3 protein-coding genes are annotated in these 14,550 nt (G+C 56.7%); 1 reads left to right on the forward strand and 2 read right to left on the reverse strand.

Going from position 1 to position 14,550, the window contains the following annotated elements:
* Positions 1-160: 160 nt before the first annotated feature.
* Positions 161-11,632: a filamentous hemagglutinin N-terminal domain-containing protein gene (locus B9Z51_RS05085; protein WP_108372318.1), complete on the forward strand. Its 11,472-nt coding sequence runs from the start codon at positions 161-163 to the stop codon at positions 11,630-11,632.
* A 297-nt stretch (positions 11,633-11,929) separates the two neighbouring features.
* On the opposite strand, the gene B9Z51_RS05090 is transcribed toward B9Z51_RS05085, so the two are convergent.
* Entirely contained in the window at positions 11,930-12,775 is an 846-nt protein-coding gene (locus B9Z51_RS05090; protein WP_108326489.1) for a MurR/RpiR family transcriptional regulator, read from the reverse strand.
* Between the two features lie 164 nt (positions 12,776-12,939).
* Entirely contained in the window at positions 12,940-14,403 is a 1,464-nt protein-coding gene (zwf, locus tag B9Z51_RS05095; protein WP_108372320.1) for a glucose-6-phosphate dehydrogenase, read from the reverse strand.
* Between the last annotated feature and the right edge of the window lie 147 nt (positions 14,404-14,550).

The raw sequence follows: 14,550 nt of genomic DNA on the forward strand, positions 1-14,550 counted from the left end.
ATTTCCATATTTAATTAGTACTAATTAAAAAATGATCAAATTTAAATAAATAATAGGTTAATTTAATTAAAAAAATTACCAAAACAACAAATAAAATCGTATATGTGCGATAGATAACAGACATTTAGTACTCATAGATTTAACTTCTGTAGTTAAGCCTATGAACAAACTTTGCTATAAAACCATCTTCTCCAAACGCCTGGGTGCCCTCGTGGCCGTTGGCGAGCACGCTGCCAGCCAGGGCAAGGCCACTGGACAATTTACAGGAGCGGTCTTTGTCAATGGCTTTTCACACGCCAGCGTCTTCTACATCGGCGTCCTGACTCTGAGCTTTGCGCTGGTCTCGATGGCCTGGGCAGCCCCGGCCAACAATGCCTTGCCCACCGGCGGCCAAGTGGCCCAAGGCGCAGCGGCCATCAGCCAAAGCGGCGCCAACATGGCCATCAACCAAAGCACGGCCCGCGCCGTGGTCAACTGGCAAAGCTTTGACATTGGCAAAGATGCCAAGGTCAACATCGTGCAGCCCAACGCCCAGGCCGTGATGCTTAACCGCGTGACCGGCGTGGCACCCAGCCAGATCTTTGGCCAGATGACCGCCAACGGCCAAGTGGTTCTGGTCAACCCCAACGGCGTGACTTTTGGCAAAGATGGCTCCGTCAGCGCCGCAGGCTTGACGGCCAGCACCCTCAACACCACCGACGCCGACTTCATGGCTGGGCGCAACCGCTTCACCCGCGACGGCGCCACTGGCCAGGTGATCAACCAAGGCACCCTCACGGCAGCCCCGGGCGGTTACGTGGCCCTTTTGGGCGCCAGCGTCAGCAACGAAGGCAAGATCGTGGCCCCGCAAGGCAATGTCGCTTTGGGCGCGGCAGAGATGATCACCTTGCCCCTGTACGGCAGCAGCCGCATCAAGATGGAGTTGACCCCCTCGGCCATCAACGCCGCCGTGGCCAACCAAAGGGGCGGCAGCATCGTCAGCGAAGGCGGTCAGGTCTACATGCAAGCTGCGGCAGTGGGCAGCGCCATCGCCAGCGTGATGCAGTCCGGCGGTATCGACACATCAGGCGCCCAAGGCGGTGCGGTGCATTTGCTGGCGGACGGCGGCCGCATCAAGGTGGACGGCAGCATCACTGCCAACAGCACTGCAGCAGGCAACAAGGGTGGCGACATCGTCATAGGGCGTGATGAAGTAACAGGCGTGTTGGCCAAGAGCACGGATGTGAGTGGGGCGCAGTTGCAGAGCAAGGGCGGATTTGTTGAGACTTCGGGTCATTACTTGAAAACAGAAGGCATTTCGGTCAAAGCCAAAGAGTGGTTGCTGGACCCGACGGACATCACCATTGTTGCAACAGGAACGGCCACAGCTGATACCGCATCCAGCACCGCATCGGGCACGACCACTTATGAAGACAACACAGCAGTGGCTAGCAGCGAAGTGTTGAAGTCCACCATCGAATCCGCCATCAATGGCGGCACGAATGTGACGATTAAAACCAGCAACACCACAGCAGGTGCTACAGGGGCAGGCAACATCACCATTGCAACAGCGCTGGCTTTCAACAACACGGGCGCGACAGACGCCACCTTGAGCCTGATCGCTGACAACGGCATCACACAAAATTCGGGTGCATCCATCACCACGAATGCCGCCAGCACCAAGCTGGTCAACGTCACCATGACGGCCAACGGCAACTACCAGGGCAACACTGCCGCAAGTGCCAGCAGCCGAGGCATCGTGCTCAACAGCACCATCAACACCAATGGCGCAGTGACGGTGACAGGCACCAGCAAAAATACGGGAGGTGGCGCAGGTGTTCAGTTTGGCGGTGGTGCAAGCATCACCACCAAAGGTGCTGTCACAGTCGATGGCACATCGACTTCGGGTACTGGGTATGGTGTGTCATTGAACAACACGCTCATTGATGCAGGCACCTCAGGTGATATTTTGATCACCGGTATGTCCAACGGCAATCACGGCGTTTTCAACAATTCCACAAGCAACAACTTCTACAACATGAAGTTGGTGGGAAAGGATGTCACGATCAATGGCACCACATCTGGCCTGAATTCATCGGGCTTTTACAGCTTCATTGGTAACTACGCGGGCAACATCATTGAAGCAGCAGGAAATATAGCCATCACAGGAACGACCAACGGCACAGGCACAGGTTCGGGCTTGTACTATGCAACGACAAACTGGCAGAAATATGTCAACAGCTACACCGCTGGAGGATCGATTGCACTGAGCGGAACAAACACCTCTGCAAGCAACACAGCAGCGGCTGTTCGTTTGTTTGGCGTGCAAGCAAAAACAACAGGCTCGGGCAGTGTTTCTGTCAACGCCAGCACTCAAAACGCAAGTGTCAATGCCATCCATATTTATTCTGAAAAAGGTCAAGTCCCTTCAGGGCAAACACAAATAAGCTACCAAGGCGGTGCAAGCTCTTTGGTGTCTACATCAGGTGATGTCAAGATTCAAGCCAACCAAGGGGGTATTCTTCTGAATGACAGTGTTCCCAACAGCGCGACACCCACCACCATCAGCGGCAGAAACATCAGCATTGACAACACCGGTGGCAACATTGACACAACGAGCGGCGCGATCACCAAGGGCTCGGGGAAATCCACCTCAGCGAATTCAGGCATCACAATCAATGATGCGCGCGCCATCACCGCCACGGGCAACATCAACCTCTATGGCGTAGGCACTTCGGGCAGTGGTGTCGAAATCAGCGCTGCAGCTGCTTTGACGGCAGCCAACATCACCATCAACGGCGAAAACACCGGCACATCCGGTGCAGCCATCAACATCAGCCATGCGGCAGCTACGTTGTCTTCCACACAAGCCAGCACATTGACTACTGGCGGCTCGGGCTCCGGCACTTCTTTGGTGGCCGCAGGCAACATCCAAGTGGGAACGCAACTCACTGTGACCACGCCAGCGGCGGGCACGATCTCTGGGGTGATCAGCGGTTCAGGCGCGCTGCTCAAAATGGGCACGGGCAAAACCACACTGAAGGCTAACAACACCTACACCGGCGCAACGGCGGTCAACGCAGGCACCTTGTCTTTGACAGCAGCTTTAGCCACTTATGCAGCAAGTACCACTGTGGGCTCTTTGTATTCGTCCAGTGGTTTCAACATCGCATCTGGCGCCACATTGGATTTCAACCTTCCAACCAATGCCAGCTCCAACGGCAATGCAACGACATTCACGGGCACTGGCAAGGTCACCAAAACAGGCGGCGGCACTTTGACCTGGGGCTCAGGTGGCACCAATGCCACCAAGTTTCAATTGGACGCAGGCTCTTTGTTGGATGTGCAGGCCGGTAGCGTCACCGCGAGCTCTTCCAATGCGGGTGATTGGAGCTTGAACAAGTCAAGCTTGAACATTGAAAATGGCGCATTTTTCTCAACTGCAGAAGCCAATGTCCGGGTGGATGCATTAACGGGCTTAGGCGCTTTGGGTCTGGGCTCGACCAGCTTCGGCGGCATCACGACAGGCGTTAACAACACGGCTGCGGGTACTTACAACACAACCTCCAACACGGCCACTTTCAGTGGCGTAATCTCTGCAAATTCAGGCGTCACAACAGGTGGCACATTTGCTAAAACGGGCTCAGGTACGCAAGTTCTGACGGGTACCAACACCTACACCACTACCAACGTCAACGGGGGTACTTTGCAAGTTGGTAATGGTGGAGGCACAGGCTCATTGGGCACCGGTGCCGTGACCTTGGCCAATGGTGCCAATCTGAATTACAAACGCAATGTCACCACCACCATTGCGAATACGATTGAAGGCTACGGCAACGTGAATGCCGACATCACCGCAGGTGGGCTGATTGTTGATCGTGGCATCAACTTATCAACAGGCAACATCACACTTGTTGGGTCTAATTCAGCGATTGATGGCGTAGGTGTCAAGATCAATGGCTATACATTGAAAGCTACGAACAACGAAACGACTGGAGTTGCCCTGGGCAAAGTGACGATCACTGGCACCTCAGGTACTGGTACAGGCGCAGGTATCCACAACACAGGCACCATTTCGGGTAGCTCTGTAGAAATGACAGGCATCAGCACTGGGTCTGGCGCAGGTATCAGCATGACTGGAACGGGTTCGATTGCAGCGACATCTGTGACGCTGGGCGCTGGTTCAGGCACAGTCAAATCAGGCGACATCAAACTTCAGGGCACTTCAGCGGGGGGCTTGGGTGTTAATGTGAACACCAGCACTGCGGTTCCTATTGATGCCACCAACGATGTGACCATCGAAGGCATATCCACAGCCACTGCACCTCAACAACATGGCGTATTTTTGTATCCCGCGAACAAGACAGTTCAAGGGAAAAAAGTCACGTTGACCGGTAGATCAGTCAATGGCAACGCGGTGCAAACTTATTCCGCCATCAAAGCCACAGGCGGCGATGTCAACATCACTGGCACCAGCACCGGTGCACTACAAACCGCCTCTGCGCTGAGCTTGCAAGGGGAGATCACTGCCGATCAAAATGTTGTGATCAAAGGTGAAAACACCGACGCTGGTAATAACAACGCCGTGGCGTATTTCAATAAAACGGTGCAGGCGACCAAAGGCCAAGTCGACATCACCACCTCCACACAGGGGACAACATCGGTCGCCTTGCAATTGGTTCTCGGTGCCAATTTGGTGGCCAAAAGTGATGTGAACATCAAGACGGATACGCTGAGCATTGATACAGCAAATGCCTCAATCAAGGCAGGAGCCTCAACCACGGCAGAACCTACAGGCACAGTCACCATCAAAACAGACTCGGCTGCCGTCAAGATTGACATCAATGCGGGTAATTCCAATACAGGTGATGCAGGCTCATCAACCCCGGGTTCACGAACCCTTGGGCTGTCCAACGCCGAACTCAACCGCATCACCGCAGGCAACCTGATCATCGGGGACGCCAGCAACACCGGTGGCATCACCGTCTCACAAGCCACCACAACCCATGCCACCGTCGGCAACGTCACCTTGCAAACAGGCGGAAACATCGAGCTCAAGGCTGCGGTGACGGTGGGTGATGACCCATCAACGCCTGCGGTTGAGGCCAATAAAAAACTGTCCCTCCAGGCAGGTGGCAACGTGAAACAAGCCCCTGGCGCAGCCATCAAAGCGGCTGAACTTCAGTTGAAGGGTTTAAGTACATCAGCCAATTTCATGTTGGGCGAAACATCAAACGCAGTGGGCAAATTGGCTGCAGTGGGCAGTAAAGTGGTGTTTGCCAATGCCAGTGCGCTGGAAATTGGCGAAGTCAATGTTCTGGGCTTGACTACACCTGTCTCGACCGCTGTTTCTGGCATCACAACCGCTGCCGGTGCATCCATCACCACACAAACCGGTGACATCACGATCACGAAAGCCATCAGCAACACAGGATCGGGTGATGTGGTGTTGGGCGCGGGTGTTTCCAAATTGGCGGGCGATGACACGGGTGGAGATGTGCAGACCACAACAGGCATCACGGCGACGAATTCGGGAGCTGGCAAAACTTACATCTACACAGGGTCAGTGGCTGGGACAGGGTTGTTGAGCAATCTCACCAACAATCTGAGCGACTTGAATCTTTCAAGTTTTGGCAGCGCAGCAGGCGAAAAAGCGAACACCATTTCGCATGTGACTTACACCACTAACAATGAAGCAGCCATTGCGGATGCCAATGGTGGCGGCACCGCCCAAGTGTTCTTCCGTGAAGCCATCAATTTAGGCAATGTGAATTTGGGTGCCAGCACAGTCAATAAAACTTATGGCGACGTCATGAATGACTATGTGACTGATGGACGTTTGACTGCGGACGTCCGCAGCCAAATGAAATCGACGAATTCCAGTGCATCGTTAAACACCATCAGTAAATCTGCTTCCGGTGCAGCCTCAACCGTCAAAATCAAAACGGCCGACTTGATTGACGCATTGAGTATTGCCCCAACGACGGCGTTTGATGCCAATAACTACAGCAGCTCCAACAATCTCAAAGCCTATGCGACGGGGTATGGGTATACCGTTGCTTCTGGGAGCACGTATAACGTGAGCTTGGGTGCGACCAGTGCTCATGTGGTGGTGGAGAAGAAGACCCTCACAGTTGGCGGTCTCAGCGTTAACAACAAAACATATGACGGCACCAAGCTTGCATCAGTGACTGACAGCTCCAGCTTCTCGACAGTGGCAGCTGGCTCGAGTGTTGCCAATGACAACAAACTTGTTGCGGGCGACAACGTCTCGTTGACAGGTGCGGCGGTTGGCACATACGACAGCAAAAATGTGGCGGCAACAGGCAACAAAGTCACCTTCACCGGCAAGGCCTTGAGCAGGGCGGTGTCCATGGGTGCAGATGACGCCAGCAACTACACCTTGGTGCAGCAAGCGCAGGCAACGGGTGATGGCACGATCAGTGCTAAAACGGTGAACCTGACGGGCACGCGAGCCTATGACGGCACGACCGCTGTAGCGGCTGCTGATTTGGTAGTGGCCACAGGCGTAAGCGTCAACGGCAAGACTGAAGTATTGGACCTCTCTGGTTCGGGCCTGATTGCCAGCAAGAACGTCATCACTGACAGCAATGGTGCGGTGCGGACGCGTCAACTGAGTGGCAAGGGTTCGCTGGATTTGGGTAGCAAAAGTGGTAACGGCACAAGTAGCATTGACGGACAGGCCTCCAACTATGTGATCGATACAGCTCAATCCACGGTGACCATCAATAAGCGTGATCTGACCTTGGCAGCGGTAACGGACAGCAAGACCTATGACGGCACGACTGCTTCAAGCAAGAGTGTGACTGTGAGCAACAAGGTGGCAACAGACAGCGTGACGGCGAGCCAGTCATACACGGGCAAGAACGTTGCAGGCACAGGTGGAAGCACCTTGCAGGTGAACGACACCGTGACCATTGTTGACGGCAACAACGTTGACATGAGTGGCAACTATGCGCTTGTTAAGCAAACTGCTTCAGGAACTATTGGTAAAGCCACATTGACCTTGGCACTTGCAGATCAGTCCAAGGTCTACGACGGCTCCGTCGATGCAGCGATTGCGGCAGGTCAAGTCAGTGCCAACGGCGTGACCGTTAGCGGTCAAACCGAATCGGCCTCGTTCAAGGCAGTAAGCGGCAGCTACAACAGCAAGAACGTTGTGGATGCCAAAACGGCGAGCACCACAGTGCGGGCAAGCGATGTGGTCTCTACAGCCAATAACCTGGACTTGAACAACTACACCTTGTCCAATACCAACGCCACGCAAACGGTGACAGGTACAGGCAAGATCACCAAAGCCAACTTGACGCTCACCGCCAACAGCGACCGCTCCAAGGTCTACAACGGTGCAGAGCAAAGCGTGAGTGGTTATTCGATCACCAGCGGTAGCCTCAAAGGCACTGACACAGCAGCCGTTGATTTGGCTGCCATCACTGCAGGCGGCAAGCGCACCGATGCGGGCACGACGGCGACCACAGTCAACGACAGCGCCTATACAAACGGCAACTACGCCATCAGCAAAGTTGATGGCGCCTTGTATGTTGCCCAAAAAGAAGTCGCCCTGTCTGCGGCCAAGACCTATGACGGCAGCAAGACCCTGACGGGGACGCAGCTGGCCATCACCACAGGCGTGGGCACTGAGACCCTGGGCTTCAGCAGTGCCACGATCAACAGCAAGGACGTCAAAGACAACAACACCAACTATGTGAATGCGGTTGCCTTGACGGACGGCACGGGCAAAGCCAGCAACTACAAGTTCACTGCGGCGCGCAGCGATAACAATTCAGTGGCGTTGACCAAAGCCAACTTGACGCTCACCGCCAACAGCGACAGCTCCAAGGTCTACAACGGTGCAGAGCAAAGCGTGAGTGGTTATTCGATCACCAGCGGTAGCCTCAAAGGCACTGACACAGCAGCCGTTGATTTGGCTGCCATCACTGCAGGCGGCAAACGCACCGATGCGGGCACGACGGCGACCACAGTCAACGACAGCGCCTACGTCAACGGCAACTACGCCATCAGCAAAGTTGATGGCGCCTTGTATGTTGCCCAAAAAGAAGTCGCCCTGTCTGCGGCCAAGACCTATGACGGCAGCAAGACCCTCACGGGGATTCAGCTGGCCATTGCCACAGGCGTGGGCACTGAGACCCTGGGCTTCAGCAGTGCCACGATCAACAGCAAGGACGTCAAAGACAACAACACCAACTATGTGGATGCAGTTGCCTTGACGGACGGCACGGGCAAAGCCAGCAACTACAAGTTCAATGCGGCGCGCAGCGATAACAATTCAGTGGCGTTGACCAAAGCCAACTTGACGCTCACCGCCAACAGCGACCGCTCCAAGGTCTACAACGGTGCAGAGCAAAGCGTGAGTGGTTATTCGATCACCAGCGGTAGCCTCAAAGGCACTGACACAGCAGCCGTTGATTTGGCCAGCATCACTGCAGGCGGCAAGCGCACCGATGCGGGCACGACGGCGACCACAGTCAACGATAGCGCCTACGTTAACGGCAACTACGCCATCAGCAAAGTCGATGGCTCTTTGTATGTTGCCCCCAAAGAAGTGGCCTTGTCTGCTGCCAAGATCTATGACGGTGGCAAGACCCTCACGGGGACGCAGCTGGCCATTGCCACAGGCGTGGGCACTGAGACCCTGGGCTACAACAGCGCCTCGATCAACAGCAAGGACGTCAAAGACAACAACACCAACTATGTGAATGCGGTTGCCTTGACGGACGGCACGGGCAAAGCCAGCAACTACACGTTCACTGCGGCGCGCAGCGCGGGCAACACCGTGGCGTTGAGCCAAGCCAACTTGACGCTCACCGCCAACAGCGACCGCTCCAAGGTCTACAACGGTGCAGAGCAAAGCGTGAGTGGTTTTGCGATCACCAGCGGTAGCCTCAAAGGCACTGACACAGCAGCCGTTGATTTGGCCAGCATCAGTGCAGGCGGCAAACGCACCGATGCGGGCACGACAGCGACCACAGTCAACGACAGCGCCTACGTCAACGGCAACTACGCCATCAGTAAAGTTGATGGCGCCTTGTTCGTTGCACAAAAAGAAGTGGCCTTGTCTGCAGCCAAGACCTATGACGGCAGCAAGACCCTCACGGGGACTCAGCTGGCCATCGCCACAGGCGTGGGCGCTGAGACCCTGAGCTACAGCAGTGCCGCGATCAACAGCAAGGACGTTAAAGACAACAGCACCAACCATGTGGAGTCAGTTGCCTTGACGGACGGCACGGGCAAAGCCAGTAACTACACGTTCACTGCGGCGCGCAGCGATAACAACACGGTGGTGTTGACCAAAGCCAACTTGACGCTCACCGCCAACAGCGACCGCTCCAAGGTCTACAACGGTGCAGAGCAAAGCGTGAGTGGTTATTCGATCACCAGCGGTAGCCTCAAAGGCACTGACACAGCAGCCGTTGATTTGGCCAGCATCACTGCAGGCGGCAAACGCACCGATGCGGGCACGACAGCGACCACAGTCAACGACAGCGCCTACGTCAACGGCAACTACGCCATCAGTAAAGTTGATGGCGCCTTGTTCGTTGCACAAAAAGAAGTGGCCTTGTCTGCAGCCAAGACCTATGACGGCAGCAAGACCCTCACGGGGACTCAGCTGGCCATCGCCACAGGCGTGGGCGCTGAGACCCTGAGCTACAGCAGTGCCGCGATCAACAGCAAGGACGTTAAAGACAACAGCACCAACCATGTGGAGTCAGTTGCCTTGACGGACGGCACGGGCAAAGCCAGTAACTACACGTTCACTGCGGCGCGCAGCGATAACAACACGGTGGTGTTGACCAAAGCCAACTTGACGCTCACCGCCAACAGCGACCGCTCCAAGGTCTACAACGGTGCAGAGCAAAGCGTGAGTGGTTATTCGATCACCAGCGGTAGCCTCAAAGGCACTGACACAGCAGCCGTTGATTTGGCCAGCATCACTGCAGGCGGCAAACGCACCGATGCGGGCACGACAGCCACAACAGTCAACGACAGCGCCTATACAAACGGCAACTACGCCATCAGCAAAGTTGATGGCTCTTTGTATGTTGCCCCCAAAGAAGTGGCCTTGGCAACGGCCAAGACCTATGACGGCAGCAAGACCTTGACGGGCACTCAGCTGGCCATCGCCACAGGCGTGGGCACTGAGACCCTGGGCTTCAGCAGTGCCTCGATCAACAGCAAGGATGTCAAAGACAACAGCACCAACTATGTGGATGCAGTTGCCTTGACGGACGGCACAGGCAAAGCCAGCAACTACAAATTCACTGCGGTGCGCAGCGATAACAACACCGTGGCGTTGACCAAAGCCAACTTGACGCTCACCGCCAACAGCGACCGCTCCAAGGTCTACAACGGTGCAGAGCAAAGCGTGAGTGGTTATTCGATCACCAGCGGTAGCCTCAAAGGCACTGACACAGCAGCCGTTGATTTGGCCAGCATCAGTGCAGGCGGCAAACGCACCGATGCGGGCACGACAGCCACAACGGTCAACGACAGCGCCTACGTCAACGGCAACTACGCCATCAGCAAAGTTGATGGCGCCTTGTTCGTTGCACAAAAAGAAGTGGCCTTGTCTGCAGCCAAGACCTATGACGGCAGCAAGACCCTCACGGGGATTCAGCTGGCCATTGCCACAGGCGTGGGGACTGAGACCCTGAGCTACAGCAGTGCCTCGATCAACAGCAAGGACGTCAAAGACAACAGCACCAACCATGTGGAGTCAGTTGCCTTGACGGACGGCACAGGCAAAGCCAGCAACTACAAATTCACTGCGGTGCGCAGCGATAACAACACCGTGGCGTTGACCAAAGCCAACCTCACAGTTACCCTGGCCGATCAAACCAAGACCTACGACGGCACAACAGCCGCCACGCTGGTCCCCAGCGCCTTCACCGTCAAAGGTGTGACCGTGGCGGGCCAGACCGAAACCGCCAGCGTTCATCAAACAGTTGCTTTGTACAACGACAAGAATGTGCTGGGTGCGAGCAGCGTCACGGCCAATTTGGCGGCTGGCAACTTTGCAGCAGCAACCGGTACGGATCTGAACAACTACAACTTGCCGACTTCGGTGACTGGCCAAGGCAAGATCACACCCAAGGACGCTGCCGTGACGGGCACGGCCACCACGGTGCAGGCCAATGGCACGCAGCAAACGCAGTCGCCAGCAACCAAATCGGGCTTTGTGGCGGGTGAGGATGTGACGGTGTCGGGTGTGGCCACGGGCTTGGCGGCAGGTACATACAACTCCAACCTGACGGCGGCTCCGGCCAATGCGGCCACGGTGTTGAGCAACTACAAAATTGCCTACACCAATGCGGCGCTGAGGATCAATCCGGCTATCGTGACAAACAGCAACGTGGTAGTGGATTTGGATTTGGCCTTGGCCCGCACATCGATGCCCATCAGACGTTTGAACTTGTCGGGCTTCTCTACCGCGCGTGGTGTGGGTGCTGCCATTGCGGGTGGCGTGGATTCAGGTGCTGGCAGTAAAGCGCCAACGGGCACCCCAGCCTTGCCGTCGCAGGCTTGTTCACCTGAGAACTTGCAGCAGTGTGAGTGCAAGGAGAGTGGTGACGATGGCATTGAGTTGTGCTTGGCGCCCGACGGCAAGCTTTGAGCGTACATGGCCGGTTTGACCCATTAACGTCGGGGTCTTTTGCCCCCGAGCACCAGAGGGGTGATCGGCATTTGTCGGGGTCTTCGACCGCCGACCTACGGGGCGGTGGTCTTGTAGGTCGGTACTCGCAGAGTCCGACGTTTTGGGTGTCGGCGAAGGCGCTATGTCGGGGTCTTCGGCCGCCGACCTACGGGGCGGTGGTCTAGTAGGTCGGTACTCGCAGAGTCCGACGTTTCGGGTGTCAGCAAAGGCGCTGTGTCGGGGTCTTCGACCGCCGACCTACGGGGGCAGGGGGCTTTATGTGTAGCGCTTGTTGCGCAGGTTGTTTTTCATGTCGCGCAGTGTGGGTTGCAGTTCTTCGCCGATGCGCAGGGCCACGGTGGTGGCGAGGATGTCGATGATGAGCAGGTGCAAAAGGCGCGAGACCATGGGGCTGTATTTGTCGTAGCCCTCGGGGTGGTCGGCCGTGAGGTGGATGTGCCCGGCGCTGGCCAGGGGCGAGCCGCTGGCGGTGATGACGATGGTGGTGGCGCCTTGTTTTTTAGCGATGTCGCAGGCGTCCATCAGGTCGCGGGTGCGGCCCGAGTTGGAGATGATGACGGCGCAGTCGCCAGGCTTGAGCATGGAGGCGCTCATGACTTGCATGTGGCCGTCGCTGTAGGCAATGGCATTCACACCCAGGCGGAAGAATTTGTGTTGCGCATCTTGCGCCACGATGCCGGAGTTGCCCACGCCGTAAAACTCGATGCGGCGGTTGGTCTTTTGGGTAGAGGCCAGGGCCTGGGCGGCGTGTTCCAGCGCAAAGGAGCTGGCGTCGTTGCGGTATTTGAGGAAGGCCGCCACCGTGTTGTCGATGACCTTGACGGCGATGTCGCTGGTTTTGTCGTCCACATCGACGCTGCGGTGGATGAAGGGCACGCCTTCACTCACGCTGCCTGCGAGTTTGAGTTTGAAGTCGGACAGGCCGTCGTAGCCCATGCTGCGACAAAAACGCACGACGGTGGGTTTGCTCACATGCGAGCGATCGGCCAGTTCGGTCACGGGCAGGTTGGCAAACGCCCTGGGGTCGGCCAGCACGAGCTTGCCCACACGTTGCTCGGCCGGGGCCAAGGAGGGCAGGGAGGCTTTGATTCGTTCGAGCATGGCGTGTCTCTTTGGGTTTTTTTCAGGCAATTGTCGGACTCTTCGAGTGCCGACCTACGGGGTGCTTGGGAATGTCGGACTGTTTGAGTGCCGACCTAGAAGGGAAGTCTTCGCAGGACGGTACTCGGAGAGTCCGACATGGGGTGCTTTTTAATTCGGCATTCTCAAATTTCCTCAGACCAGCAAAACCCGTCGCGCGCAATCATGGCGCTCGATGCGCTGGGTCCCCAGGTGCCTGCGGCGTAGGGGCGGGGGCCGATGGTGTCGGTGCTCCAGTGGCGCAGGATGGGTTCGACCCAGCGCCAGGCTTCTTCTTGTTCGTCGCTGCGCACGAACAGGTTCAGGCGGCCATCGAGCACGTCGAGCAGCAAGCGTTCATAGGCGCCCACGCGCTGGTTGCCAAAGCGTTTGTCAAAGTCCAGGTCCAGGTGCACGGGGCTCAGGGTCTGGCCGCCGCTGCCTTGGCCACGCTTGCTTTGGCCCTGGGCAAACAGGTGCAACTCGAGCCCGTCTTTGGGTTGCAGGTGGATCACCAACTTGTTGACCTGGCCCACCGGGCTTTTGAAGATTTCGTGCGGTGTGGGGCGGAAGTTGATTTCGATGTGCGCTTCGCGCGAGGCCATGCGTTTGCCGGTGCGGATGTAGAACGGCACGCCCGCCCAGCGCCAGTTGGAGATTTCGGTGCGCAGGGCCACAAAGGTTTCAGTGGTGCTTTGGGGGTTGACGCCTGGCTCTTCGCGGTAGCCGGGCACGGCCTTGCCTTCGACGCTGCCCGCGCTGTATTGGCCGCGGATGACGTGTTGGCTGAGCGTTTCGGGGGTCCAGCGTTTCAAGGCGCGCAGCACCTTGAGTTTTTCGTCGCGGATGGCATCGGCATGCGCGTTGATGGGCGGCTCCATGGCGATGGCGCACAGCAGTTGCAATGCATGGTTTTGCACCATGTCGCGCAGGGCGCCCGTGGTTTCGTAAAAGCCGCCGCGCTTTTCCACACCCAACTCTTCGGCCATGGTGATCTGGATGTTGGCGATGTGCTCGCGGCGCCAGAGGGGCTCAAACAAGGCGTTGCCAAAGCGCATGGCAAACAGGTTTTGTACTGCGGGCTTGCCCAGGTAGTGGTCGATGCGGAAGATTTGCTGCTCTTTGAAGACTTTGCCCACGGCCTCGTTGATGGCGCGGTTGGAGGCCAGGTCGTGGCCCAGTGGTTTCTCCAGAACGATGCGGGTCTTGGGCGTGTTCAGTCCGTTGGCAGCAAGTTGCTCGCACACGGTGGTGAACAGGCTGGGTGCGGTGGACAGGTACATGACCACATGGTCGGTGTCGCGTTCGGCCAAGCGACTGGTGAGGGCCGCGTAGGCTTCGGGTTTGGACAGGTCCATGCGCACGTAGCACAGCAGGCTGGCAAAGCGGGCAAATTCTTCGCTGTTGGGGCGCTTGTCGCCTTCGACTTGCTCAAAGCGCGACTGGATTTGCTGGCGGTATTGCTCGTCGCTCAGGTCGTCGCGGCCGACGCCGATGATGCGGCCGCCTTCGGGCAGCGTGTCGTGGCGGTAGGCCTGAAACAGGGCGGGCATGAGTTTGCGCCACACGAGGTCACCGGTGCCGCCGAAAAAGACCAGATCAAAAGCCATGATGTTCTTGGGTTACATGAAAAATTGATTTGTAATGTAACTTTGTTTCACGGATAATTCAAGCCAAGTTTCAAAAATAGGCCTTGTCCTTTGAACTCTTCCGCAACCCGTTCGCGCTGAGCCTGTCAAAGCGCACCGACCCACGAT

The organism is Limnohabitans sp. T6-5, from assembly GCF_003063315.1.
GTDB lineage: Bacteria > Pseudomonadota > Gammaproteobacteria > Burkholderiales > Burkholderiaceae_C > Limnohabitans_A.